Below are 25,983 nucleotides of genomic sequence, written 5' to 3'. Positions count from 1 at the left end.
CATGAGCGACCTGTTCGACACTGGCGCGACCGAGCCTGCACCGGCCCCTCATCGCCCTTTGGCGGATCGGCTGCGCCCGCAAACGCTGGCCGAGGTGATCGGGCAGCAGCAGGTGTTGGGACCGGATGCGCCCTTGGGCGTCATGCTGGCCTCGGGCAGCCTGTCCAGCCTGATTTTCTGGGGGCCGCCGGGTGTTGGCAAGACAACGATCGCTCGACTTCTGGCGCAGGAAACCGATCTGCATTTCGTTCAGATCAGCGCGATTTTCACCGGCGTTCCGGACCTGAAGAAGGTGTTCGAGGCGGCAAAGATCCGACGTCAGAACGGGCAGGGTACTTTGCTTTTCGTGGATGAGATCCATCGCTTCAACAAAGCCCAGCAGGACGGGTTCCTGCCGCATATGGAGGATGGCACCATCCTGTTGGTCGGGGCAACGACCGAGAACCCGTCCTTCGAGTTGAACGCCGCTGTGCTCAGCCGGTCGCAGGTGTTGGTGCTGGAGCGTCTGAGCCTTTTCGATCTGGAGCGTCTTGCCCAACGGGCCGAGAAGGAACTGGGCAAAACCTTACCTCTGACACCGGCGGCACGCGATGCGTTGCAGGAAATGGCCGACGGCGACGGACGTGCCTTGTTGAACCTGATTGAACAGGTGGCTGCCTGGAAGGTCGATGCACCGCTGGACCCGGATGCGCTGTCGACGCGTTTGATGCGCCGCGCGGCCAAGTACGACAAGTCGGGGGACGAACATTACAACCTGATTTCGGCCCTGCATAAATCGGTGCGCGGCTCAGACCCTGATGCTGCCTTATATTGGTTTGCCCGGATGCTGACCGGCGGCGAGGACCCGCGCTATCTGGCGCGGCGCATCACCCGTATGGCGGTCGAGGATATCGGGCTGGCCGACCCGCAAGCGCAGGCGATTTGTTTGCAGTCGTGGGAAACCTACGAACGGCTCGGCTCGCCCGAGGGAGAGTTGGCGCTGGCGCAGGCGCTGGTCTATCTGGCGCTGGCCCCGAAATCGAACGGGGCCTATGTGGGCTACAAGGCGGCGATGCGGCTGGCCAAGCAATCGGGCAGCGAGCCGCCGCCCAAACACATCCTGAATGCGCCGACGTCGTTGATGAAGGATCAGGGTTACGGCGCAGGTTACGCTTATGATCATGATGCCGAAGATGGTTTTTCAGGCCAGAACTACTTTCCCGAGACGATGAAACGGCCCGTTCTGTATCAACCGGTCGAGCGCGGGTTCGAGCGTGAGTTGAAGAAACGACTGGATTACTTTGCCAAGCTGCGGTCGCAGCGAAACAGCGGGTAACGCAGGGTCAGGTCCGCTGCTGCCGTGGCGTCACAGGAGACAGGTGGCGCAACTCGGGTTTCCCTTGGGTCAGTGACTGCAAGGGAGGACGCGTCATGCCCGTATCAATCGAAAAATCCGAGGATGTCTGGACCGTCATTCATGACCGGCCCGAGGCCCGCAATGCAGTGGATGCCAATCACGCGAAGGCCTTGGCCGATGCCTTTCTGGAGTTTGAGCATAGCGACGCCAAGGTGGCGGTGTTCTGGGGCAAAGGCGGCAATTTCTGCGCCGGGTGGGACCTGAAGATGGCCGCAACCCTGGCCGATCCGGAACTGGGTGAAGCATATTACGAGAGACACGGATTTCCCATCGGAGCAGCCCCATCGACATTGGGACCAATGGGGCCATCGCGTCTGGAACTGTCGAAACCGGTGATCGGTGCGATTGAGGGGGCCGCCGTGGCGGGCGGGATGGAGCTTGCCTTGTGGTGCGATATCAGAGTGATGGCCGAAACCGCTTATCAAGGTGTTTTTTGCCGCCGCTGGGGCGTGACCCTGATGGATGGCGGGACGGTCCGCCTGCCGCGTCTGGTCGGGCAGGGCAAGGCGCTGGAAATCGCGCTGACCGGGCGCAAGGTCGAGGCCGAGGAATGCTATCGCATCGGGCTGGCCGAAAAGGTTGTACCCCATGGCGAGGCGCGGGCCGCTGCCGAGGCCATGGCCCACGACATCGCCCGTTTCCCGCAAGAGGCTGTAAGGGCCGACCGACGCTCGATCATCGAAACGCGCGGGATGTCTGTGCGCGACGGGCTGAAGCTCGAATGGGCCAACGGGCTGGAAGCGATCCGCCGCGAAGGCACCGCAGGCGCGGGGCGGTTCCGCGACGGCGCCGGGCGGCACGGGGATTTCCGGAACATCTGACGGGCCGCTGATTGCTTGACTCTTGCGCCGTTGCGGGCGACAGACGCGCATGTTTTCTAGGACACTGGCAATAGCGCAATCCGGGCGGGTCAGCCGCACGGCGCAAGGGGCAATGGCATGAGTGGCGTACAGATGATTACGGTCGCAGACGGCGACGGCGACCAGCGTGTGGACCGCTGGCTGCGCCGCCTGTTCCCGCATGTCAGCCAGGGGCGCATCGAAAAGATGTGCCGCAAGGGCGAGTTGCGCGTGGATGGCAGCCGGGCCAAAGCCTCGACCCGGTTAGAGGTGGGGCAGGTCGTGCGCGTGCCACCCTTACCCGACGCGGATCACAAACCAGCCGAGGTCAAGCGGAGCGTGTCCGACGCGGATGCGAAGATGATCCAGTCCTGCGTGATTTACCGCGACGATCATGTTCTGGCACTGAACAAACCGCATGGCCTGCCGGTGCAGGGCGGCAGCGGCCAGACACGTCATGTGGACAGCCTGTCCGAAGCGTTGCGCTTTGGCTATGACGAAAACCCGCGTCTGGTGCATCGTCTGGACAAGGACACATCCGGTGTTCTGCTGCTGGCGCGGACGCGCGAGGCCGCCAAAGGGCTGACCGCCGCCTTCCGGCACCGCGACACGCGCAAGATCTATTGGGCCTTGGTCGCAGGTGTGCCCACGCCTTATCTGGGAGAGATCAAGACCGGTCTGGTCAAGGCCGCAGGCCATGGCAAGCAGGGCGAGGGCGAGAAGATGATCCCGGTGCATATGGGCGACATCGACAGCACGCCGGGTGCAAAACGCGCCCATACGCATTACGCAACGCTCTACCGTGTGGCGGGGCGCGCCGCCTGGGTGGCAATGGAGCCGATCACTGGCCGGACCCACCAACTGCGCGCCCATATGGCCGCGATTGGGCATCCGATCATCGGGGATGGGAAATACGGCGGATCGGGTCAGGAAAACCTCGGCGATGGCTGGGGTGCGCAGCTGGGCGGGATCATCAGCAAAAAGCTGCACCTGCACGCACGGCGCGCGTCTTTTCAGCACCCGATGACGCGCAAACCGATCACCATCGAAGCGCCCCTGCCTGAGCATATGAAGCACAGTTGGGACACGTTCGGCTGGACCGAAGATCTTGCCGCCGACGACCCGTTTGAGGAGCTGCAATGAGCGCACCCCTGCGGCTGGTTCTGTTCGATGTCGATGGCACTCTGGTCGACAGTCAGGGCAGCATCGTCCATTGCATGACCGCCAGTTTTCAGGCGACTTCGATTGTTGTCCCGCCCCGAGAGGCGATTCTGTCGATTGTCGGCCTGTCCCTGCCACAGGCCATTGCGCGGCTGGCGCCGGATCAGCCCGACGCGGTGCAGGCGCAATTGGTCGAGGGCTACAAGCAAGCCTTTCACGCCCACCGGCTGGACCTGGGTGCCGCCAGTTCGCCGCTGTATCCCGGTGCGCGTGCGGCGATTGAAGCCCTGCATGCGGTGCCCGAAATCCTTTTGGGTGTCGCAACCGGCAAGTCTCAGCGCGGTCTGGATGCATTGATCGAGGCGCATGGGCTGGAGCGTTACTTTGTGACCCGGCAGGTGGCCGATCATCACCCGTCAAAACCGCACCCTTCGATGGTGCAGACCGCATTGGCGGAAACCGGGGTCGAGGCGGCGAACGCGGTGATGATCGGGGATACCAGCTATGACATGGACATGGCCGCCGCTGCCGGAGTTGCCGGGATCGGTGTGTCCTGGGGTTATCACGATTCATCAGCGCTGACCTCTGCCACCTGTATGATCGAAACCTTCGACCAGTTGCCCCGCGCGCTGGACACGATTTGGACCTGAGACATGAGCGATTGGAAACCGAAACGCTTCTGGACAAACAGCACCGTCGTCGAGGCCGAGGGTGGCCACACGGTCGAATTGGATGGTCGCCGGGTCAAGACCCCGGCCAAAGCGGCGTTGATCCTGCCGACACATGCGATGGCTCAGGCCGTGGCTGCCGAATGGGAGGCACAGGAAAAAGAGGTGGACCCTGCCACCATGCCCTTCACCCGCTCGGCCAATGCCGCCATCGACAAGGTGCGCATTCAGCACGGCGAAGTGGCGGATATGCTGGCGGATTACGGCGACTCTGATCTACTGTGCTACCGCGCCACGCACCCGCAAGAGCTGCAGATGCGTCAGGCCACGGAATGGGACCCGGCGCTGGACTGGGCCGCTGAACATTTGTCAGCCCGGTTGATCCCCGTCGCGGGTGTCCTGCACAAGCCGCAATCGCCAGAGGCGTTGCAGCATCTGCGCGCCCGCGTGCATGACATGGATGCGTTCCAGCTGGCGGCGTTCCACGATCTGGTCAGCCTGTCCGGGTCCTTGGTCCTGGGCTTTGCTGCGGCCATGAACTGGCGCAATCCGGACGAGATATGGCGCATTTCGCGTCTGGATGAGGACTGGCAAATCGAGCAATGGGGCCACGACGACGAGGCCCATGCAGCCAGTGAGGTAAAGAAAGCCGCCTTTCTGCACGCCAAGAGGTTCTTCGACCTGTCAGTTTGATCCGTCACAACCTGATTTTTGGGCGTAAGTGCATGAACCAGCGGGCCAGATCCATCGTTTTCACTGATCCGGCCCTTGACGTTTGTTTATGATTGCGCCCAAACTCATGCCCACTAAAGGGGAGACACCTTTGGGGTAACCTTACCGGCATCCACTTGCCGGACAGAGCCGCCTTTCAAAGGGCGGAAAATCAGGAAGAGGTAAAAATGAAAAAATCCGTAATCTTGGGCGCGGCAACAGTTGCCGGTCTGGCCGCAAGCGCAGCAGTGGCGGGTACCATTGACGACGTCAAGGCGCGTGGGACTCTGAACTGTGGTGTGACCACCGGTCTGGTTGGCTTTGCGGCACCCGACGCGAATGGTGAATGGCAGGGCTTTGACGTTTCGCTATGCCGTGCTGTAGCTGCTGCTGTTCTAGGCGATGCGAACGCTGTTGAATTCGTTCCGACCACCGGCAAGACTCGCTTTACCGCGCTGGCGTCTGGCGAAATCGACATGCTGGCCCGGAACACCACCTGGACCTTCAGCCGTGACGTTGACCTGAAGTTCGAATTCACCGGTGTGAACTACTATGACGGTCAGGGCTTTATGGTTCCAAAGGCACTGGGCGTCAGCTCGGCCAAGGAACTGGACGGCGCAACTGTCTGCATCCAAACTGGCACCACCACCGAGCTGAACCTGGCCGATTTCTTCCGTGCCAACAACATCAGCTACGAGCCGGTTCCGATCGAAACCAACGCAGAAGCGCAGCAGCAGTATCTGGCTGGCGCATGTGACGTTTACACCACCGACGCTTCGGGCCTGGCCGCGACACGTGCTACGTTCGAAAATCCCGGTGATCACGTCCTGCTGCCCGAAATCATCTCGAAAGAGCCGCTGGGCCCGTTGGTCCGTCACGGCGATCACGAGTGGGGCGATGTTGTCCGCTGGACCCTGAACGCGCTAATCTCGGCTGAAGAACTGGGGGTGACCTCGGCCAATATCGACGAACTGTCGAGCGGCACTGACAACCCGGAAGTGAACCGTCTGCTGGGCACCGAAGGTACCCTGGGCGAAATGCTGGGTCTGGACGCTGACTGGGCTGCTAAGGCGATCAAAGCCGGTGGTAACTACGGCGAAGTGTTTGCCAAAAACATCGGTGAAGAAACTCCGATCGGTCTGGCACGCGGCCTTAACGCTCAGTGGACCGAAGGCGGCCTGCTGTACTCGCCGCCGTTCCGCTAAGTCATCAACGGGAGAGGGCGCAGGGCAACCTGCGCCCTCTTCTACTATAACTGCTGTGGACAGAAACGGAGCGGGGACAACCTCGCCGGGGTAAAAACAGTCCACAAGCTACGGGGATCCCAAAACATGTCGACTATGACTGACCCACCGAAAGCTGATTTTCGGTTGTCTATGCTCATAAACGATACCCGCTACAGATCGCTGACCTTTCAGGTGATTGCGGCCATCGTTATTGCGCTATCCATCTGGTATCTTGGCAATAACCTGATCCAGAATCTTCGAGCCGCAGGGCTCAATATTTCTTATACCTTTCTTGGCGACTCAGCCGGGTATGACATCAACCAGCGACTGATAGAATATGACAGCCAATCCTCGCACGGACGCGCGGCGATTGTTGGTATTCTCAATACGCTTCTGGTTGCTGTTCTGGCCTGTATCACGGCCACCATATTTGGAGTGATCGCGGGGGTTCTGCGGCTGTCCAACAACTGGCTCGTGTCGAAACTGATGGCGGTTTATGTCGAGATCTTCCGGAACATCCCGGTTCTGATCTGGATCATCATCATCTTTACGATCATGACGGCCGTGCTGCCGGGGCCACGGGCGTTCCGGGGCGAAGACCCGTCTTCGACCATGCTGTTCGATGCGTTCGCATTCACCAACCGGGGTGTCTATATCCCGCGGCCTGAATTCACCAACGGGCTGTTTGGTGCGGCAATTCTGAACTGGCTGCTGGTGATCGCCGGTCTGGTCGGATCGTGGTTCGCCGCGCATGAAATCGAAAAGCGTGCCGCCCTGAAACAAGAACAGACCGGTGAACGCCCGCAGACATTCATGGTGAAACTGGCCGTCTGGCTTGGTCCGCTTGTCGTTCTGATGGTTCTGATGGGCCTGACATGGGACATCCCCGAGTTGAAGGGTTTCAACTTCAGCGGTGGTATCAAGGTCGGTGGCCCGCTGATCGCCCTGTGGTTCGCGCTGTCGATCTACACTGGTGCCTTTATCGCTGAAAACGTGCGGGCGGGTATTCAGGCGATCTCGAAAGGTCAGACCGAGGCCGCTGCGGCCCTTGGCCTGCGTCCGGGTCGGATCATGAACCTGGTGGTTCTGCCTCAGGCGTTGCGGGTGATCATCCCGCCGCTGATTTCGCAGTACCTCAACATCACCAAGAACTCGTCGCTGGCCATTGCCGTGGGGTATGCAGATATCACCGCGACCTTGGGTGGAATCACGCTGAACCAGACCGGTCGCGCGATCGAATGTGTTCTGCTGCTGATGCTGTTCTATCTGACGGCGTCGCTGACGATCTCGATGGTGATGAACATCTACAACGCATCCGTCAAGTTGAAGGAGCGCTGAGCCATGGCCGATCAATCAACAAATCCGATCGCCTTTGTGGCTGACGGGACAATCCCACCCTCGCCGCCTCCGGCCAACCAGGTTGGTGCAATCAAATGGTTGCGCGAGAATCTGTTCTCGGGCGTCGCAAACACAATCTTGACAGTGCTGTCGCTGATCCTGATCTATCTGCTGCTGAAGAACACGTTGCCGTGGATCTTCAACGGGGTTTGGAACGCAAACTCGCTGGCGGAATGCCGTGAGATTCTGGCGGGTAAGACTGGCGCTTGTTTCGCTGTTCTGACTGAACGCTGGCCGCAGCTGATCTATGGATTCAAATACCCAGCCGAAGCTTACTGGCGCCCGAATCTGGCCTTTGTGCTGATGCTGATGGCGTTTGCTCCGGTGCTGTTCTTCGATCTGCCGCGTAAGTTGCTGATCTTTACCGGCCTGTACCCGTTCATCGCTTTCTGGCTGATCTGGGGGGGCACGATCCTTGCGCCACTGGTTGCGCTGGTGGGCTGTGTGGCAGCAGGTGCCGTTTTCCAGAAACTGGGCAAAAACAGCTTTGCCGCCGGGTTCTTCGGCGCGATTGTCGTAGCGCTGATCATATGGAATGTCGGCGGGGCGCTGATCCCGGAAGGTGCGTCAGAAAACGCCTGGCTTTCGGCTGTTCCCAGCCGTGACCTGGGTGGCTTCATGCTGAACATGATGCTGGGCGTGACCTGTGTGTCGCTGTCGGTGCCGCTGGGCATTGCCCTGGCGCTGGGCCGTCAGTCCAACATGCCGCTGATCAAGTGGGTCTGCGTTATCTTCATCGAATTCATCCGTGGCGTGCCTTTGATCACGCTGCTGTTCGTGGCTTCGGTGATGCTGGCCTATTTCTTCCCGCCTGACAGCACGGTCGACCTGTTCCTGCGCGTTGTGATCATGATCACCATGTTCTCGGCCGCCTATATCGCCGAGGTGATCCGCGGCGGTCTGGCCGCGCTTCCGCGTGGACAGTACGAGGCAGCAGACAGCTTGGGCCTTGATTACCCGCAGGCGATGCGGCTGATCATCCTGCCGCAGGCTCTGAAGATCTCGATCCCCGGGATCGTGAACGTGGCCGTGGGCCTGTTCAAGGACACCACACTGGTTTCGGTCATTTCGATGTTCGATCTGGTGGGCATGATCCGGGGTCCCATCCTGGCGTCGACCGAATGGAACGGCGTCTATTGGGAGCTTCTGGGCTTTGCCGCGCTTCTGTTCTTCGTCGTCTGTTACGGCATCTCTCAATATTCCCAGTGGCTCGAACGTCGCCTTGCCACGGATCATCGTTAAGGAGTTCAACACATGTCTGAACTTGCAGTAGAACGCGAAATCGACCGCTCGAAAATGCAGGTGAGCGACGAGGTCGCCATCGAAATCAACAACATGAACAAGTGGTACGGATCCTTCCACGTGCTGCGCGATATCAATCTGACCGTCAATCAGGGCGAGCGGATCGTGATCGCGGGGCCGTCGGGGTCGGGTAAGTCCACCCTGATCCGCTGCCTGAACGCGCTGGAAGAACACCAGCAGGGCAAGATCGTGGTGGACGGGATCGAGCTGTCGAATGACCTGAAAAACATCGACAAGATCCGGTCCGAGGTTGGCATGGTGTTCCAGCACTTCAACCTGTTCCCACACCTGACCATTCTGGAAAACTGCACGCTGGCCCCGATCTGGGTGCGCAAGACGCCCAAGAAAGAGGCCGAAGAGCGTGCGATGCATTTCCTCGAAAAGGTGAAGATTCCGGAACAGGCCGACAAGTATCCCGGTATGCTGTCCGGTGGTCAGCAGCAGCGTGTGGCGATTGCGCGAAGCCTATGCATGATGCCGCGGATCATGTTGTTCGATGAACCGACCTCGGCGTTGGACCCGGAGATGATCAAAGAGGTGCTCGACACCATGATCGAACTGGCCGAGGAAGGCATGACCATGCTGTGTGTGACCCACGAGATGGGCTTTGCCCGTCAGGTCGCCAACCGCGTGATCTTTATGGATGCCGGTCAGATCGTGGAACAGAACGAACCGGAAGAATTCTTCAACAATCCGCAGAGCGAGCGGACCAAGCTGTTCCTCAGCCAGATTCTGGGGCACTGAACCGGATCAGATTTTGGAAAGGCGGGGTTTTGCCCCGCCTTTTTCTATTCCAGCAACTCGCGCGGAATGCTGAATCCCAATACCGCCCCGCTGCGCCATGTTACGTCTGCCCAGTTTGTGATGTTGAACCGGATAACCGCTGTCGCACAGGTGGGGTAATCGTAGAACCTGGCGTGATCTGGGCCGTGCCGCACGACGTGCTGCGCGAAATCCGCGATGCCCGGATTGTGCCCCAGCATCAGCACCGTTTCCCCTATTGCGCCTGACAGAACGGCCAGCATCTCGTCTGGCCCGGCATGATAAAGGGCGCGGGTAAAGCCGACCGTTTCAGCCGACAGGCCCATCCTGTCCCACGTCTCGCGGGTCCGGGCTGAGGTGGAGCTGATGACCTCATCCGGCAGCCACCGGTTTTCGCGCAGCCATCCGGCAATCGCCGGGGCCGACTTGCGCCCGCGCTTGTTCAGTGGGCGGTCGTGATCGTCAAGCGCTGGATAATCCCAACTGGATTTTGCGTGACGGGTCAGGATCAGGGTGCGGGTCATGACGGGTGGAACGCTTTCATATGGTGGGCGGACTGTTCCGGGGCGCGGCCCGCGCCTCTGCTAAGTGGGCAGGCCAGCCGGGCAAGGCATCCGCCGGTCATGCAGCTTTGCCCCTCGGGCGTATTCAGATGGTCGTGGCAGGCATCGACGCTGTAAAAGGCTTCGGCATTCAGCGCCCCGACCGGGCAGGCCGTCGTGCAGGGGGCTGGGCAGGCAAGGCAGGGCGAGGCGGCGTTGACCTCGGGGATGTCGAACTCCTGCGCAAAATGCAGCGCGCCACGGTACGAGATCATCATGCCGACCGTGTCATGAACCAACGCGCCAACCGGGCTGCTGAAGGTGCGTCCGGATTTCAGCGCCCAGTCGATGAATGGGGCGTAAGGCGGTCCGCCGAATGGGAAATGGGCCTCTGCGCCCAGTGACTGTGCCATCCCGCCGATGACACGCCTGGACCAACGGTCCACCGGATCAGGACCCTTCCATTCGGGAGACGCTTTTAAAACCGGCCAAAAAGCCGAACCCGCCCCGAGTAAGACCAGAGTCCCCCCGTCCAGCCCTTTGGCGCCGCTGACCCGTGGATGGGTCGCACCCATGACGATCAGACCCGCTTGATGCGCAACGCGCCCCACCCAGCCAAAGCTGATTGCGGCCATGTAAGAGGAGGGTGGGGGATATCCGGTCATCTCTCCTCCGCAGATTGGATCAGTCGGGCCGGATCAGCGAACCTGCGCCGTGCTCGGTGAACAGCTCCAGCAGGACCGCATTGGGTGCGCGCCCGTCCAGAATGACCACGGCCCGCACGCCGCTGTGCAGCGCGTCCAGCGCCGTTTCGGTCTTGGGGATCATGCCGCCCGCAATGGTGCCGTCCATCGTCATCTCGCGGATTTGACCGGCTTTCAACTCGGTCACAACCTCACCACCTGCGTTTTTCACACCGGATACATCGGTGAGCAGCAGCAGGCGATCCGCTTTCAACGCCGATGCAATCGCCCCGGCTGCGGTGTCGCCGTTGATGTTAAAGGTTTCGCCATTCTTGCCCGCACCCAGAGGTGCAATCACCGGAATCACATCATGTGAGAACAGATCGTGCAGAATTTTCGGGTTCATCTCGGACGGCGATCCGACAAACCCAAGCGACGGATCGGCCTGATCGCAGACAATCAGGTTGGCATCCTTTCCGGAGAGCCCCACGGCACTGCCACCCTGACCGTTGATCGCCTGCACGATGCGTTTGTTCACAAGGCCGGACAGCACCATCTCGACCACCTCAACAGTGGGTTTGTCAGTGACGCGCTTGCCGTTCACGAATTCGGACTGGATGTCCAACTGACTCAACATCGCGTTGATCATCGGTCCGCCGCCATGCACGATCACCGGGTTCACACCCACCTGCCGCATCAGAACCACGTCGCGGGCAAAGCTTTCCATCGCTTCGTCACTGCCCATGGCGTGACCGCCCAGCTTGATGACGACGATGGCCCCGTCATAGCGCTGCAGATAGGGCAGGGCACTGTTCAAGGTGGCGGCGGTGGCGATCCAATCCCGGTTCATGTCACGTGTCTTCATGGCTAAGTCCCTCTGGCGTTCCGTGTTAGGAGGTTTGCACGGCGCTGCCAAGGGCCAAGCTATTCCAGATGCGCAATGATCGAGCGCAGGGTGGGAATTCCGTCGCCTTTCTCGGACGAAGTCAGCACGATTTCAGGGAAGGCCGCAGGGTGTTTGGACAGCGCAGCGCGCACTTGATCCAGAACCTTCTGGCGATCATTCGCTTTGACCTTGTCGGCCTTGGTCATGACGCATTGAAAGGTCACGGCGCTGGTGTCCAGCAGCTTCATGATCTCGGCGTCGACGGGCTTCACCCCATGGCGCGAATCGATCAGCACAAAGGCGCGGCGCAGGGTCTGTCGGCCGCTTAGATATTGCTTGAGCAGCCGTTGCCATTTCTCCACCACCTTGACCGGCGCGTTGGCGTAGCCATAGCCGGGCAGGTCCACCAGATACAGTTCCGGGCCTTGGGTGAAAAAGTTGATTTCCTGCGTGCGGCCCGGCGTGTTCGACGCGCGCGCCAGACCCTTGGTGCCGGTCAACGCGTTGATCAGGCTGGACTTGCCCACGTTAGAGCGCCCGGCAAAACAGACCTCAAGCCGGTCGGGGGCGGGCAGACCGTTCATGGCCACAACCCCTTTGACGAATTCCGAAGGCCCGGCGAACAGCTTGCGCCCACGCTCTTGCGCGAACTCGTCCGGGTCTTCGGCAAGCGGGAAGGGCAGCGATGTCATAGCAGGTTAACCTTATCGTCAAGGCGGATCTCGCCGCCCTGAATGACCTCGGCATAGACGCCGAAATCCTGATGATCCCAACTGTTGAGCGCGCCCAGGGTATCTGCGTCCCGCTCACCCGTTTCGGGATTGGCTGTTGTCGCCAGACAGCGGGTGATGCGTTCGCGAATGTGGAATACGGCCTGACCGACCTGCACGTCGCGACCCAGCCAGTCGAATTCTTCCCACAGGGGCAGGCCCTCGAACCAGATATTGCCGCGCCAGCGCTTGGGCGAAAGTTCGCGGCCCAGTTTCTGTTCGACCGCGCGATGCGAGGCCATATTGCACAGGCTGATCGAGGGGTAGTCGCTGTCGGTCATGCCGCGCCCCGGTACCCGGACAATCCGGGCCGAAGCTGCGCGATCCGCAGGCATCAGCGGCTTGACCCAGTCCAGAAACACATCCTGCTGCGTATCGGGCGCGAAGCTCAGATCCGGGCGTTCGGGGTGATGCAAGGTGACGCGGTCCCCTTCCATCCGGGCCGAGATCGCCATCAGCTTGGGTGCCTTTGAACCACGGCTGAAATTGACGCAAGGCGCCCATTTGGTGCCATCGGTCTGCGCCGCCTCGTGCGCGACGGCCCAAACGCGATCCCCGGGCATGGTCTGCCCGGGGATTACTGTGACCTGATCCAGGGCTTCACGCCCATGGCTTTTGATCGGGTGCCGCCAAAGGGCTGAGACTGTCCCGCTCATTTTCCGTCCGTCTTGGGCGTCCGCTTGAAGCCGGACTTGATGTTGCCGAACACGTCAGGTTTGTAGCCCTGACTGCGCATGATCAGATATTGCTGGGTGAAGGTGATTGTGTTGTTCGCAATCCAGTAGACCACCAGCCCGCTGGCAAACCCGCCCAGCATGAACATAAAGACCCATGGCATCCACGCGAAGATCATCGCCTGCGTCGGATCGGTTGGGGCCGGGTTCAGCTTTTGCTGCAGCCACATCGAGATACCCAACAGCAGCGGCAGGATACCGATGAAGATCAGCGCCATGAAACTTTCGGGTGCAGGTCCCGCCCAGGGCAGCAAGCCGAAGAAGTTGAAGATCGAGGTCGGGTCCGGTGCGCTCAGGTCCTGGAACGGGCCGAACCATGGGGCCTGACGCAGTTCGATGGTGACAAAGATCACTTTATACAGCGAGAAGAAGATCGGGATCTGCATCAGGATCGGCAGACAGCCCGCAGCCGGGTTTACCTTTTCCTTTTTGTACAGTTCCATCATGCCCTGCTGCATCTTCTGACGGTCGTCGCCAGCGGCCTCTTTCAGGGCCTCCATCTGCGGCTGCAATTCCTTCATCTTCGCCATCGAGACGTAGGATTTGAACGCAAGCGGGAACAGGATCGCCTTGATGATCAGGGTCAGACCGATGATCGACCAACCCATATTGCCGATCAGCACATTGATGTTGTGCAGCAGCCAGAAGATCGGCTTGGTCAGGAAGTAGAACCAGCCCCAATCGATGCTGTCGATGAACTTCTGCACGCCTTCCGCCTGATATTCGCGAATGGTGTCCCATTCCTTGGCACCGGCAAACAGCTGCGTCGTCACCTGCTCGGTCGCGCCAGGCGCGACGGTCAGGGTGGGTAGCACGGTTTCGGTTTGGTAGATCTTGCGGCGGGCGTCGTATTTGGCGGCTGCCTTGAACGTTGCGCCTTCTGCCGGGATCAGCGTGGTCATCCAATAGTGATCGGTAAATCCGACCCAACCGCCTTCCTTGACCTGAAACACCTCGGCCTGCGCGCGCTCGTTGGGGTCGATGTCGAAGTCCCGCACATCGCCATAGTCGATTTCATCCAGAACGCCGTCGGCCATGACCATGACGCCTTCGTGCAGGATGAAGAAGTTCTTGAGGCCGGGAAGGTCGCCATCTTCGCCAATGCCGTGCCGCGCCAGAATGCCATAGGGGGCCATGCTGACCTCGGCTGCGGTGGTGTTTTCAACCGATTGGGTCACCGAGAACATGTAGTTTTCGTCGACCGAGACGGTGCGGCGGAAGGTCAGGCCGTTGCCATTGTCCCAGGCCAGCGTGATCGGAGTGTCCACGCCCAATGTCTCGCCCTGCTCAAGCGTCCAGAGGGTGTTGGGGCCGGGGACATCCGTGCCGCTCACGCCCGAGCCCGGAGCCCAGCCATAAAGCGCGTAATAGGCCGAGTCTGATCCCACCGGGGCCAGCAACTCGACAATGGGCGCGCCGTCTTCGATGGAAACCTTGTAGTCTTTCAGGAACAGCTCATCGATGCGCCCGCCCGACAGCGACAGGCTGCCTTTCAGGCGCGGGGTGTCAATCGCGACCCGCGGGGCCTGTTCTTCGGGCAGTGTCTCTTCGGTGGCGGCGGTCGCCTCGCCCACAGCACCGGTCGCAGTCGCGCTGGGTGTCTGAATCTCGGACTCTTGGGTGGCGGCGATCTCGGTCTGATCGGTGGCAGGTGTGGGTTCCGGCGGGGGGAACAGCACGAACCAGACCAGGATCACGAGAAAGCTGAGCGCGGTTGCGAGGATGAGATTCTTGTTCTGATCGTCCATCTGGGACAGCCACCTTGAGCAGTGAAAGACACCCGCAGGGTTCAACAGAGTGCAGGCCCAAAGGTCAAGCGGAATCGGTTGTTATTTCGTCACGGCAGGGGTCTGATCGGCCTAAAGTCCGCCTTATGACCCTGTTTGACGCCCAATCTTCGGAACACCGTTGACCTTGTTGCCATGTGCGGCAATCCAGTCCAGCGTTTTTTCAAACGGCATGGGCTTTCCGATCCCGAACCCTTGAACGTGATCGCAGCCCAGTTGTGCCATCAGGGCATGTTCACCCGGTGTTTCGACGCCCTCGGCCAGAGTTTCCACTTTCAGCCGTTCGGCCATGGTCAGGATCGCGCTGGCCAGTTGCTGCTGGCTTGGGTCCTGATCAGATTTCGCGACAAAGGATCGATCGATCTTGATCCGGGACACGTGGAACCGCTTGATCGACGCGATCGAGGCGTGGCCGGTGCCGAAATCATCCAGATCAATGCAACATCCCAGCGCCGCAAGGCCTGTGACATTGCGGGTGATCACATCGTCCGGTCGGCGGGAAAACACGGTTTCCAGAACCTCGACAGCAAGACGGTCCGGTGTCAGGTCAAATTGGTCCAGTTCCCATTTGAGGCGGTCAATCAAACCGGCGTCGCGCAACTCGTCAGATGAGAAGTTGATGCCGATCCGGGGCACGATGACCCCGGCCTGATCCCAATCGCGCATGGCCTGAAAGGCGTGGTGGCGGATGGCCTGACCAAAGCGTTCCATCAATTCGGCCTGTTCGGCAAAGGGCAGGAACACATGCGGCCCCAGCACGCCTTTTTGGGGATGTTCCCACCGGGCCAAAGCCTCAAACCCCGTGACGCGGCCTGTATCGGTCGAAACCTGCGGCTGGAACCACGGTCGGATTTCGCCGCCATTCAGGGCTGCGTCGAACTCTTTCCGCAGGTTGGTGCGAATGCGCGACCGGCGGCGGGTATCCGAGGAAAAGGCGCGAATCGTTGAGGGGCCGTTTTGCTGTGCCTCGATCAAGGCACTGATCGCGGCCTCTTTCCAGTTTTCGGCTGCACCGTCCGCCTCTCGCGAACTCAGGCAGAAGCCGATAGAACAGGACGCATAGATACCTGTGCCATTCGGCATGACAGGGTCTTCGACGGCGGATTGAATGCGCCCTGACATCTGGATACAGGCCTCAAGGTCCAAATGTTGCGACGGGCGCAGGGCGATCAGGATCTTGTTTTCGCCCAGACGTGTTGCAATATCCTGGCCACGGATCATCGACAGGACGCGCGCGCAGACCTGTTCCATGATATGGTTGGCCGCTGCCTGCCCGTGCAGATCAAGGATCTGCGTGTGGTCATCCAGCGCGATGGCAAGGCAGGCCGACACATCGCCGCTTTGTTTTGAACGATCAAATATCCCGCTCAGTTCAATGTCGAACCGATCATTGGCCAGCAGACCGCCCGAGTGTTGCCCGCGCCCGGCTTTCGCCTCAAGCGTGCTGGCCCCAGCGATCAGCAGCGGAAGGCCAAGTGCTGTTGCAACCAAAGCACGCTCACCCCCGATCCAGAACGCACCAAGGCTGAGAGCGGGGACAAATGCCAAAGCGGAAGAGCTGTTCAGAAGGGACGTCAGGCTACGCGCCAGACGGTCAAGTGAAGGTCGGTTCCGCATCGGTCTTTTGGCCCCTGGCAGTGATCGCACGGGCCAACCGTAGGAAATCAGTCTGAGTCAGTCGTTAACGCAACCGAGGAATTTCATCCGAATTTTCGGCTTTTTCGTCCGGTTTCAGCGCAAGATTGGCGAAATCGAACAGTTTCGGGTCCAAAAGATGCGAGGGGCGGGCATTGGTCAGGGCGCGAAACATCACCTGACGACGACCGGGGCTGTTCTTTTCCCATTGGTCGAGAATCTGTTTGACCTGCTGGCGTTGCAACCCGTCCTGACTGCCGCACAGATCGCAGGGGATGATCGGGTAACGCATGGCGTTGGCGAATTTCTCGCAATCCGCCTCGGCCACATGGGCGAGGGGACGATAGACGAACAGGTCACCTTCTTCATTCACCAGTTTCGGCGGCATGGTGGCCAAACGCCCACCGTGGAACAGGTTCATGAAGAAGGTCTCAAGAATATCGTCGCGATGATGGCCCAGCACCACGGCCGAGCATCCCTCTTCGCGGGCAATGCGGTACAGGTTGCCGCGGCGCAGGCGCGAGCATAGCGCGCAATAGGTGCGGCCCTGCGGGACCTTGTCCATGACGACGGAATAGGTGTCCTGATACTCGATCCGATGGGGCACGCCCATACGCTCCAGAAACTCGGGCAGGACGGTGGCGGGAAAGCCGGGCTGGCCCTGATCCAGATTGCAGGCCAGCAGATCCACGGGCAGCAGGCCGCGCCATTTCAGCTCATACAGAACCGCCAGCAGGGTATAGCTGTCCTTGCCGCCAGACAGGCAGACCAGCCAGCGGGGCGGCTTGCCGTTCTTGTCATGGGCGGTCGGGTCCACCATGCCATACTGCTCGATCGCTTCGCGCGTCTGGCGCACGATGCGCTTGCGCAGCTTCTTGAACTCGGTGGTCGAGGGCGCGCCGGCGAAGAGCGGGTGGATATCGTCTGCATCATCAAACATGGGCCGTGGTTACAGCGGACCGTTGGTCCGGGCAAGGTGTTGCGCGTTCGCCGGTTTGGGAAACCACCCCGATTATGCTATCTTCGCGGGATTTGGAGTTGGAGCTAGTAATGGACTATTTTTTCTCGGTCCGCGGGCGCAGCGGAGATCACTATTCGAACAAACTGGGCACGGCGCGGTATTTGGCGATTCCGTCGAACGTAAAGACACCGGCCCGAAAACACGAAGTTCCGGTGTCGCAATGGGTCGGAAAAGTTCAGGACGAGGCCGGTGCCACGGATGATGAAAAGGGCAACATCGTCATCTTTGTGCACGGCTTCAACACCGAGCAGTTCGAGATGCTGGAGCGGCACCGGAAAATCCGCAAGGGGCTGGAGGCGCATGGCTTCAAAGGCGCGCTTGTCAGCTTTGACTGGCCCAGCGACGGGTCGGTGCTGGGTTACAGTTCAGACCGGGCCGACGCGCGGCGCTCGGCAGACAAGCTGTTTACCCATGGGATCAGACGTCTGTCGCGCATGCAGACGGCGGATTGCCGATACAACATTCATGTGTTGGCCCATTCCATGGGCACGTTTCTGGTGCGCGAGGCGATGGATTTTGCCGATGATGACCACGAAATCGCGCAACACAGCTGGATGACCAGCCAGATTGCCTTTGTCGCGGCGGATGTGTCGGCAAAGTCGTTCCGGGATGGCAGTTCCAAAACCTCGTCCCTGATGCGCCACTGCACACGGCTGACATGCTATTACAGCCCCTTTGATGAGGTGCTGTCGGTGTCCGAGGTCAAACGGGTCGGCGTGTCGCGCAGGCTGGGGCGTGTCGGCATGCCGGACGATCATCCGGAAAAGGCCGTGAACCTGTATTGCGGCGCGTATTTCAAAGACAATCGCGATGACTATCCGGACGGCCCATCGGCCACCCATAGCTGGTACTTCGATTCGTCGCGGTTCTATGAAGACCTGCACCACACATTGACGGGCAAACTGGACCGCGAAGTCATTCCGACCCGAAAGTTCACTGACCGGGGCAATCTGGCGCTGTTCTAGTCGGGCGGTTTGGTGGTCTTTTCGGGCACCGGGTCATAGCCATCGCCGCCCCAGGGGTGGCACCGGCCAATGCGACGCGCGGCGAGCAATGCGCCTTTGATCGGGCCATGCTTTTCAAGCGCTTCCAGCGCATAGGCCGAGCAGGTCGGTTGATAGCGGCAGTTGAATCCGACCCATGGGCTGAAGATCAGCCGGTATGCCCGGATTGGCAGCGCGATGATATGGGAGAGAAAGGTCACTTGCGCGGCGCATGTATTTTGCGCAGCGCGTATCGCAGATCATCCAGCAACGCCGCGAATGGGCGATCTGCCGTGACATTGGCGCGGCCGATCAGAACGTAATCCCACCCGTCCTGTCCATGTTGTGGCAAAACGGCCCTTGCAGCCTCGCGCAAGCGCCGTTTGGCGCGGTTGCGTGCAACAGCGTTGCCCACTTTCTTGGAACAGGTGAACCCAACGCGCAGCCCCGGGGCTTCGTCAGGTGCGCGCTTGCGGGCCTGCACCATCATCGACGACGTGCCCTGTCGGCGCGCGCGTGCCGCTTTCAGGAAATCCGATCGGGTTTTGAGAACCGTCAGGGATACAGGCGCGCAAACGGACGCCGCCGGGGGCGTTTCCCGGGGGTGGTTTCTACCATCCTCAGGGGCCTCCGGCGGCGTCATGTTCATAACCTGATCGGTGAGCGGCTTATGCGCTCAGCGATTTGCGACCGCGTGCGCGGCGTGCGTTCAGGATCTTGCGGCCGGCCTTGGTGGCCATGCGCGCGCGGAAACCGTGGCGGCGTTTGCGAACCAGGTTCGAAGGCTGATAGGTGCGTTTCATCGCTCCGTCTCCAATCTATAGCGGTCGGGTGCGGCGCGGATTCGCCTGGCCCTAGTGTTCGAAGCCCGTCCTCTACTGCTAAGCGGGGGGTAAGTCAAACCCCAAGACCGGGGTTTTGACGCCTTTTGCAACAATTCTGTATCCCGGCCCCGGAAAAGGTTTCAAATTCCGGGTTTTGCGCCCGAAACCCTCACATTCCCTGCCACATAGTTCAAGGCCGCGTGAGGGCCCTGTTGCTTGGCCGTCGGGCAGCGCATGTTGGGTCAGGAATGAAACAGACAAAGCCGGATGGCCAGATGAGCGAAACGACCCAGGCGCCGCGCAGCGGAATTGCGCGTCATATCCCCTTGCTTGTTATCCTTGCCGCTGCTGCGGTCGGGTTTTTTACGCTTGGCGATTACCTGAGCTTCGAGACCCTGCGCGACAATCGCGAGGCGTTGCTGGCCTGGCGCGATGCAAATTACTGGGCAATGGCGGCCGCTTTTGTGGCGATCTACATCGTGATCGTTGCATTCTCGCTGCCCGGCGCTGCTGTGGCATCCATGACCGGCGGGTTCCTGTTCGGTCTGTTCGCGGGCACGTTATTCAACGTTTTTGCCGCGACCGTTGGCGCATCTGCCATCTTCCTGGCTGCGCGGTGGGGATTGGGCGAGTCGCTGACGGCGCGGCTGGAATCCTCGGAAGGTACGGTCAAAAAGCTGAAAGACGGGCTACGTGAGAATGAGATCTCGGTCCTGTTCCTGTTGCGGCTGGTTCCGGTCGTTCCCTTCTTTGTCGCCAATCTGGTGCCCGCGCTGGTCGGCGTGAAGTTCCGCAACTTCCTGATCACAACCGCGCTGGGCATCATTCCGGGCGGCATTGTCTACACTTGGATCGGCGTCGGGCTGGGCGGGGTGTTCGACCGGGGTGAAACCCCAGACGTGTCCCTGTTGTGGGAGCCATTTGTGATCGGGCCTATCATTGGTCTGTGTGTGCTGGCTGCTCTGCCGATTGTAATCAAAGCCCTGCGTGGCAAAAAGGACGCCTGACTCATGACAGAACTGAAGACCGATATCCTGGTGATCGGTGCCGGGTCAGGTGGCCTGTCCGTGGCTGCGGGGGCTGCCCAGATGGGGGCCGATGTGATTCTGCTGGAAGGTCACAAGATGGGTGGCGATTGCCTGAATTTCGGCTGCGTCCCGTCCAAAGCGCTGATTGCCAGTGGCAAGGCCGCCTATGCGCAAGCCCACGCATCACCCTTTGGGGTGTCGGATGTCGTCCCACAGGTGGACTATGGTGCCGCCAAGGACCACGTGCACGACGTAATCGCACAGATCGAACCGATGGACAGTCAGGACCGGTTCGAAGGTTTCGGCGTGAAGGTCTTTCGCGAGTTTGGGACCTTCCTGTCGCCAACGCAGGTGCAGGCGGGGGACAATGTGATCACCGCCCGCCGCGTGGTGATCGCGACGGGCTCATCGCCGCTTGTGCCTTCGATACCGGGTCTGGAGACGGTACCGTTCTACACCAACGAGACCATCTTTGATCTGCGTGAAAAGCCCGATCACCTGCTTATCATCGGCGGCGGCCCCATCGGTATGGAAATGGCGCAGGCGCATATCCGGCTGGGCTGCAAAGTTACGGTGATCGAGGGCCTGAAGGCGCTGGGCAAGGATGATCCCGAAACCGCCGCAATCGTGCTGGATACCCTGAAGGCGGAAGGCGTCGATATCCGCGAACAGGCGATGGTCGCCGAGATCAGGGGCGCAGACGGCGCGGTCGAGGTTGTCACAGAAACCGGAGAGGTCTTTGCCGGTACCCACCTTCTTATGGCCGCCGGACGCAAGGCCAACGTTGAACGCCTGAACCTCGAGGCGGCGGGGATCGACCGCACCCGGACGGGTATCAGGGTCGATGACGCTCTGCGCACCAGCAACCGCAAGGTCTATGCCATCGGCGACGTCGCTGGCGGGCTGCAATTCACCCATGTCGCCGGGTATCATGCCGGTATCATCATCCGATCCGCTCTGTTTGGCCTGCCATCCAAGGCCAAGACCGCGCATATCCCATGGGCAACCTATACCGACCCGGAACTGGCCCAGGTTGGCCTGACCGAAGCGCAGGCGCGCGAACAGCATGGGGACAAGGTGGAAATCGCCCGGTTCGATTATCACCACAACGACCGCGCCATTTCCGAGCGCAAGACGAAAGGGTTTATCAAGGTTATGGTCGTAAAAGGCCGACCTGTCGGTGCAACGATCGTGGGGCATCAAGCCGGGGAACTGATCAACTTGTGGTCTCTTGCGCTTGCCAATAACCTTAAGATGGGTCAGATCGCCGCGATGGTTTCCCCCTATCCGACGATAGGAGAGCTTAACAAACGTGTGGCGGGTGCTTATTTCTCGCCGAGGCTGTTTGAGAATCAGACAGTTAAACGAGTGGTCAGGTTCGTCCAGCGCTGGATCCCCTGACCTAAAGAAGGAGCGCCAATTGAACTCGCTTTCGGGCCGTTTCCTGATCCTGACGACGGTCTTCGTGATGTTGGCCGAAATCCTGATCTTTGTCCCCTCGATTGCGCGCTTTCGCGAAGACTTTCTGCTGAACAGGCTTGAGCGTGCGCAGATCGCCTCGCTTGCGTTGCTGGCCGACGACATGCTGGCCGATGAGCTTGAGGCCGAACTGCTGGCCAATGCCGGTGTCTATAACGTGGTTTTGCGGCGTGACGAGGTGCGGCAGTTGATGCTGTCCTCGCCCATCCCCGAGCAGATCACCAATACCTATGATCTGCGCGATGCGGGCCCCTGGATTCTGATCCGCGACGCGGTGAACCGTATCTTCACGGTCGAAAACGAAGTCGTTCGCGTGATCGGAGAGCCGGTCAAAGGGGCCGGGCTGTTGATCGAGGTGACCATCGACAGCGCGCCTTTGCGCATGGCGATGGTGGATTACGGCCTTCGGATTCTCGGCCTGTCCTTTGTAATCTCGATCATCACGGCGTCGCTTTTGTTTCTGGCGGTTCGCGTCGTCCTTGTGCGTCCGATCAAAAGCGTTGTCGGCTACATGCAGCGCTACGCCAGCGCGCCTGAGGACGCGCGGGGTATCATTGCACCTGCCTCCAAAGTCACGGAACTGCGCGAGGCGGAAGAGGCACTGAAAACCTTGCAGACCGATCTGACCCAGGCCCTGAAGCAGCGCGAGCGTCTGGCGCAACTTGGCGGAGCCGTCGCCAAGGTCAGCCATGATCTGCGCAACATCCTGACCTCGGCGCAGCTGTTCACCGACAGGATCGAATCCAGCGATGACCCGCTGGTTGGTCGTCTGGCGCCGAAACTGGTCAACTCGATCACCCGGGCCGTCTCACTGTGCGAAAGCACCCTGGCCTTCGGCCGCGCTGAAGAGCCCGCGCCGACCCTGACAATGGTCCGGGTTCGAGACGTGGCGGCGGATGTGGCGGCCAGCGAACAACTGGCCGTTGCGGATGCCCACGTCGAAATCGTCAACGAAGTCCCCGAGGACCTGGTCGTACGCGCCGACCCCGAGCAGTTGTTCCGCGTCATCATGAACCTTGTGCGCAATGCCAGACAGGCCCTGGTCGCATCAGGCCAACCCGGCCGCGTGACCATCGCCGGATGCGAGTTCGAGACCAGCTGGTGCATCGAAGTCAGCGACACGGGCCCCGGTCTGCCGCCAAAGGCGCGCGAGAATCTGTTCACACCCTTTCAGGGCGGCGTCCGCAAAGGAGGCTCGGGTCTGGGCCTTGCGATTTCACAGGAACTGGTGCGCGGCCATGGCGGAGATCTGCTTCTGAAAGACACCAGCGCAAGCGGAACAACCTTTGAAATAAGGCTTCCCCGCGGCGACGTGACTTTTTGAAAGTTTTTTGAAGAATCGACTTGCACGTCCACCGCCCCGGGTCTAAATACCGCCTCACCAACGCGGACCGATAGCTCAGCTGGATAGAGTACTTGACTACGAATCAAGGGGTCGGGGGTTCGAATCCTCCTCGGTCCGCCACTTGGTGCTTGTCGAACGTCACACGAACCTGACCCAACCGTCACAGTTGGACCAAAATCAGGATGAACGTTCGACATCGGAAGGCACCCCCAACGTTGGACATCAGTTGATTTTGACCTTTGCGTCATCTGCTAACTCGCCGCCCCCATTTCATACTGCCGCAGACAGTTTGGTTTGATCTGACTTCCCTTTCGGAAATTCAGAGCTGATTTGCAGGTCAGACAGCGAAGCTGCCTGTTCCTGCTAATCTGCCACGTGGCGAACGCGGGAGGGGGCGAGGCAACGCTATTCGACAGGGGTGGTGCGGCCCGCAGGCACAGCCGAGGACACGGCCCTGCCTAAAAGGGTTGCCCGAGGGGGAGGGCCGTGTCCTCACCCTGACGGCCAGGGGCGTTTGGCTTGTCCAAATCCCGCTGGCCCACGAAAGGAAAGTGATGAGGTAGAGGGTCTGCCGCCATTTGCGATTGATCCCTTCTGTCAAACTTCAAAAAGTAGTAGTGCATGCGTCAGCCAGTGAGATTTGCCTGACCAGAATTGCTTACGTTTAAAATGACGTCGCAAGTTGAATTGAGCAAATTGACACCGTCTTCACCCGAAAGTAGCAAGCGCTGTGCGTAGACCGTTTTCATAACGATAAAAATTCGAGCAAATATGAAGAAGCTTACAACCTCCTACAAAAAGTGGCTATTAAACCGCGCCAGGCTTGAATCTAGGAAGCCAAAGAGAAAAAGAGAGCGTGAACGTCGCGCGCATGTCGTTAGTGCTTGGTTTGGCGAAGAAATCGAAGAAGTTATCTCCGAAAACTTACCTGAGGTACCACCTGCCACACTTTGCTTGAGTAGCAACACGGAGCAGACATTAGAGTTCATTGACAACTGGCGATCCAGGTTTCGAAGTCTGCTCCCGACAGAGGCAAATGTAGAATACAACTGGTTTAAAGAAGCTAAGTCCCGCGGTCATCGGCGTCGCATCGTCGGTTACACAGATTTGTCAAAGGTAGCTCATTACTCAACCGCGCCAGCATTAGTTTTAACCGCTGAATACGACAGGCTGCGAACCCTAATGAACGATGTTCCTCCGACGATCAATCTCGAGGAATGGGAGGAACCTGTTTTCCGGCGGCTGTACGAGATGGGCTTTTTCGAAGTTCTTGGCCTTACTGAGAATGTGGCTGACAGATATTTCACGTCGGGCGACTTGCGCACGATGAGAATAGTGACAGGGACGAATTCGTCAGAGCTAGCTGAGGCAAGTAAGAGTATTCTTGAGCTTTGTAGGTTTGTTGATGAGAAGGCATCCATCGCCGAAGATGTAGAGTTAGCGCTTAATAATGCACTATCGGAGGCTATGATAAACGTATCCAAGCATGCTTATCCAGAAGATCATACCTTCAAGATTAGGCATGTTAGTAAATGGTGGGTTACCGCATCGGTTGACAGAAGCAGTAGAGAATTAACTGTTGTGATTTATGACCAAGGTGCTTCGATACCAGTGACGTTCGCTAAAAAGGACTGGTCTCAGTCAGTTCGTGATTTCTTCGGTTCATTTATTGAACGCAGACCGCGCTTTGAGTTTGAGAATGACGGAACCTACATCGAGGGGGCAATGAAGCCGGGAAGTAGTCAAACCGGAAAAATCTATAGAGGTCTTGGACTTCCGGAGATGAAAGACTTAGTTGATGTTTGTGGGCAAGGATCATTGCGCATTTTCAGTAGAGGCGGAGAATGTTACTACGAATGTGGCAAACCATTGCAGCGAAGGTCACGGAGTCACTCCATAGGTGGCACACTTATTGAGTGGACCCTATATCTTCCCGGAGGGTGAAGGCTTGAGGAACGAACATATGCTTTCAATTGCTAAAGAATTTTGGGCTTTTCCGTCCGGTCGTGTTGATGATGATGGTCCATACAACGGCGAAAAATTCCGAAAAGAGAAACTCATACCCGCTTTGGAAAGTGCAGCGGCTGCCGGTGCTACTCTCGTGGTATCTCTCGACGGCCTGAAAAGTTGTGGGTCGTCTTTTTTGGAGTCAGCTTTTGGTGGTTTGATCCGGTATGACGGATACACAAAGAAAAGACTTAAGTCATTGATGCGTATTGATTTTACAAATGCATCTTTGGAACGATACAAGCTTTCGATTGAGCGCCATATAGACCGTGCAGTTGTAGAGTAAGAATATTGGAATTCGGAGTTGCAATATTTGCAGCATTGGCTGGTGCGCTGCTGACATATTTTGCTCAAATTTATTTTGCCCTTCAATCCGAAGATTCTTCGCACTTAAACGACCATATTTCAGAGATGAAACTTATTGAGTCTTATGCGGTTGAGTACTGGTTGGCGGATCCTGTGGCAGCCGAAAGCAAGCATCAGTTTTATCAAGCAAAATTAGAAGGTGCCATTTCTGCATCCGGCTGCTTCAATGAAGAAGCGAAGCGTATTCTTGGGTACAAATACAGCGAATATGTCGAATTGGATCAAGCCATTTTCGAAGCGGCCACTGGTGGAGATTTCGGCACGCATCTGCGACAAATTGAGTATAATCGAGTCGTTGAAATAATGACTTTGTGCAATCAGATGCGTTCATTGTTGCGGCAGGCGAGACGAAATTTGTATCGAGCAAGGTAGACTTTATAAATCATTCATACTCGCGCCTTCAGTTGCCTTTCGGGTTTGCGCAGAATGG

At 59.1% G+C, this 25,983-nt stretch carries 27 protein-coding genes and 1 tRNA gene; 17 read left to right on the top strand and 11 right to left on the bottom strand.

What is annotated here, in order from left to right; genetic code table 11:
- Position 1: 1 nt before the first annotated feature.
- From ACR0KX_RS19740 to ACR0KX_RS19700, 9 genes are all read left to right on the top strand, one after another.
- A complete protein-coding gene (locus ACR0KX_RS19740) occupies positions 2-1,315 on the top strand; it encodes a replication-associated recombination protein A (protein WP_170624832.1) in 1,314 nt (437 codons plus the stop codon).
- Between the two features lie 95 nt (positions 1,316-1,410).
- Positions 1,411-2,217, top strand: a complete 807-nt coding sequence (locus tag ACR0KX_RS19735) for a crotonase/enoyl-CoA hydratase family protein (RefSeq protein WP_480708727.1) — start codon at positions 1,411-1,413, stop codon at positions 2,215-2,217.
- A gap of 117 nt (positions 2,218-2,334) precedes the next feature.
- Entirely contained in the window at positions 2,335-3,378 is a 1,044-nt protein-coding gene (locus tag ACR0KX_RS19730; RefSeq protein WP_170624830.1) for an RluA family pseudouridine synthase, read from the top strand.
- Positions 3,375-4,046 carry an HAD-IA family hydrolase gene (locus ACR0KX_RS19725; RefSeq protein ID WP_170624829.1) on the top strand — a complete coding sequence of 224 codons (672 nt, stop codon included), beginning with the start codon at positions 3,375-3,377 and terminating at the stop codon, positions 4,044-4,046. Before ACR0KX_RS19730 ends, ACR0KX_RS19725 begins: the two co-directional genes overlap by 4 nt.
- A gap of 3 nt (positions 4,047-4,049) precedes the next feature.
- Positions 4,050-4,757 carry an ATP12 family protein gene (locus ACR0KX_RS19720; protein ID WP_170456107.1) on the top strand — a complete coding sequence of 236 codons (708 nt, stop codon included), beginning with the start codon at positions 4,050-4,052 and terminating at the stop codon, positions 4,755-4,757.
- A gap of 206 nt (positions 4,758-4,963) precedes the next feature.
- Positions 4,964-5,980, top strand: a complete 1,017-nt coding sequence (locus ACR0KX_RS19715) for an amino acid ABC transporter substrate-binding protein (protein ID WP_170456105.1) — start codon at positions 4,964-4,966, stop codon at positions 5,978-5,980.
- Positions 5,981-6,106: 126 nt separating this feature from the next.
- Positions 6,107-7,339, top strand: coding sequence for an amino acid ABC transporter permease (locus tag ACR0KX_RS19710; RefSeq protein WP_480708726.1), 1,233 nt, complete (start codon positions 6,107-6,109; stop codon positions 7,337-7,339).
- Between the two features lie 3 nt (positions 7,340-7,342).
- Positions 7,343-8,641, top strand: a complete 1,299-nt coding sequence (locus ACR0KX_RS19705) for an amino acid ABC transporter permease (RefSeq protein ID WP_480708725.1) — start codon at positions 7,343-7,345, stop codon at positions 8,639-8,641.
- A gap of 12 nt (positions 8,642-8,653) precedes the next feature.
- Entirely contained in the window at positions 8,654-9,445 is a 792-nt protein-coding gene (locus tag ACR0KX_RS19700) for an amino acid ABC transporter ATP-binding protein (protein ID WP_480583087.1), read from the top strand.
- 44 nt (positions 9,446-9,489) lie between these two features.
- Here ACR0KX_RS19700 and ACR0KX_RS19695 read toward each other — a convergent pair whose 3' ends face one another.
- The 8 genes from ACR0KX_RS19695 to ttcA form a co-directional block, all read right to left on the bottom strand.
- Positions 9,490-9,987 (bottom strand): histidine phosphatase family protein, encoded by a 498-nt coding sequence (locus ACR0KX_RS19695; protein ID WP_170624826.1) that lies wholly within the window; start codon positions 9,985-9,987, stop codon positions 9,490-9,492.
- On the bottom strand, positions 9,984-10,670 hold the full coding sequence (locus tag ACR0KX_RS19690) for a ferredoxin (RefSeq protein WP_480708724.1): 687 nt from the start codon (positions 10,668-10,670) through the stop codon (positions 9,984-9,986). Before ACR0KX_RS19690 ends, ACR0KX_RS19695 begins: the two co-directional genes overlap by 4 nt.
- A 19-nt stretch (positions 10,671-10,689) precedes the next feature.
- The gene (gene argB / locus ACR0KX_RS19685; protein WP_170624825.1) at positions 10,690-11,553 is read right to left on the bottom strand and encodes an acetylglutamate kinase; all 864 of its coding nucleotides are present in this window, start codon (positions 11,551-11,553) and stop codon (positions 10,690-10,692) included.
- Between the two features lie 59 nt (positions 11,554-11,612).
- Positions 11,613-12,266: a ribosome biogenesis GTP-binding protein YihA/YsxC gene (gene yihA / locus ACR0KX_RS19680; RefSeq protein ID WP_170456095.1), complete on the bottom strand. Its 654-nt coding sequence runs from the start codon at positions 12,264-12,266 to the stop codon at positions 11,613-11,615.
- The gene (locus ACR0KX_RS19675; protein WP_480708723.1) at positions 12,263-13,000 is read right to left on the bottom strand and encodes an MOSC domain-containing protein; all 738 of its coding nucleotides are present in this window, start codon (positions 12,998-13,000) and stop codon (positions 12,263-12,265) included. The genes yihA and ACR0KX_RS19675 overlap by 4 nt, the downstream gene beginning before the upstream one ends.
- The gene (gene yidC / locus ACR0KX_RS19670) at positions 12,997-14,826 is read right to left on the bottom strand and encodes a membrane protein insertase YidC (protein ID WP_170456091.1); all 1,830 of its coding nucleotides are present in this window, start codon (positions 14,824-14,826) and stop codon (positions 12,997-12,999) included. The genes ACR0KX_RS19675 and yidC overlap by 4 nt, the downstream gene beginning before the upstream one ends.
- Before the next feature lie 123 nt (positions 14,827-14,949).
- Positions 14,950-16,482: a bifunctional diguanylate cyclase/phosphodiesterase gene (locus ACR0KX_RS19665; protein ID WP_170624822.1), complete on the bottom strand. Its 1,533-nt coding sequence runs from the start codon at positions 16,480-16,482 to the stop codon at positions 14,950-14,952.
- Positions 16,483-16,546: 64 nt separating this feature from the next.
- Positions 16,547-17,440 carry a tRNA 2-thiocytidine(32) synthetase TtcA gene (gene ttcA / locus ACR0KX_RS19660; RefSeq protein WP_170456088.1) on the bottom strand — a complete coding sequence of 298 codons (894 nt, stop codon included), beginning with the start codon at positions 17,438-17,440 and terminating at the stop codon, positions 16,547-16,549.
- A 110-nt stretch (positions 17,441-17,550) separates the two neighbouring features.
- Between ttcA and ACR0KX_RS19655 the strand changes: the two genes are divergently transcribed.
- On the top strand, positions 17,551-18,486 hold the full coding sequence (locus tag ACR0KX_RS19655; protein WP_170456086.1) for an alpha/beta hydrolase: 936 nt from the start codon (positions 17,551-17,553) through the stop codon (positions 18,484-18,486).
- On the opposite strand, the gene yidD is transcribed toward ACR0KX_RS19655, so the two are convergent.
- The 3 genes from yidD to rpmH are packed head-to-tail and all read right to left on the bottom strand — an operon-like array spanning position 18,483 to position 19,307.
- Entirely contained in the window at positions 18,483-18,725 is a 243-nt protein-coding gene (gene yidD / locus ACR0KX_RS19650) for a membrane protein insertion efficiency factor YidD (RefSeq protein WP_480708722.1), read from the bottom strand. The two genes, ACR0KX_RS19655 and yidD, sit on opposite strands and share 4 nt — an antisense overlap.
- A complete protein-coding gene (rnpA, locus tag ACR0KX_RS19645; RefSeq protein WP_170624821.1) occupies positions 18,722-19,147 on the bottom strand; it encodes a ribonuclease P protein component in 426 nt (141 codons plus the stop codon). Before rnpA ends, yidD begins: the two co-directional genes overlap by 4 nt.
- A gap of 25 nt (positions 19,148-19,172) precedes the next feature.
- Entirely contained in the window at positions 19,173-19,307 is a 135-nt protein-coding gene (gene rpmH, locus ACR0KX_RS19640; protein ID WP_005980833.1) for a 50S ribosomal protein L34, read from the bottom strand.
- A gap of 296 nt (positions 19,308-19,603) precedes the next feature.
- Here rpmH and ACR0KX_RS19635 point away from each other — a divergent pair, with 296 nt between their 5' ends.
- From ACR0KX_RS19635 to ACR0KX_RS19605, 7 genes are all read left to right on the top strand, one after another.
- On the top strand, positions 19,604-20,335 hold the full coding sequence (locus tag ACR0KX_RS19635) for a TVP38/TMEM64 family protein (protein ID WP_170456167.1): 732 nt from the start codon (positions 19,604-19,606) through the stop codon (positions 20,333-20,335).
- 3 nt (positions 20,336-20,338) lie between these two features.
- Complete coding sequence (locus ACR0KX_RS19630) at positions 20,339-21,757, top strand: FAD-dependent oxidoreductase (RefSeq protein ID WP_170624820.1); 1,419 nt, start codon at positions 20,339-20,341, stop codon at positions 21,755-21,757.
- A gap of 19 nt (positions 21,758-21,776) precedes the next feature.
- Entirely contained in the window at positions 21,777-23,159 is a 1,383-nt protein-coding gene (locus ACR0KX_RS19625; RefSeq protein ID WP_480583054.1) for an ATP-binding protein, read from the top strand.
- 64 nt (positions 23,160-23,223) lie between these two features.
- A tRNA-Arg gene (locus ACR0KX_RS19620) sits at positions 23,224-23,300 on the top strand.
- A gap of 651 nt (positions 23,301-23,951) precedes the next feature.
- Positions 23,952-25,124, top strand: a complete 1,173-nt coding sequence (locus ACR0KX_RS19615) for an ATP-binding protein (RefSeq protein ID WP_480708721.1) — start codon at positions 23,952-23,954, stop codon at positions 25,122-25,124.
- 19 nt (positions 25,125-25,143) lie between these two features.
- Complete coding sequence (locus ACR0KX_RS19610; protein WP_480708720.1) at positions 25,144-25,473, top strand: STAS-like domain-containing protein; 330 nt, start codon at positions 25,144-25,146, stop codon at positions 25,471-25,473.
- Between the two features lie 35 nt (positions 25,474-25,508).
- Positions 25,509-25,925, top strand: a complete 417-nt coding sequence (locus ACR0KX_RS19605; protein WP_480708719.1) for a hypothetical protein — start codon at positions 25,509-25,511, stop codon at positions 25,923-25,925.
- Positions 25,926-25,983 lie beyond the last annotated feature (58 nt).

This window comes from Ruegeria sp. BG5 (genome assembly GCF_056538425.1).
The sequence above is the reverse complement of the archived record's forward strand: the minus strand, read 5'-3'. Positions and strand labels throughout refer to the sequence as shown.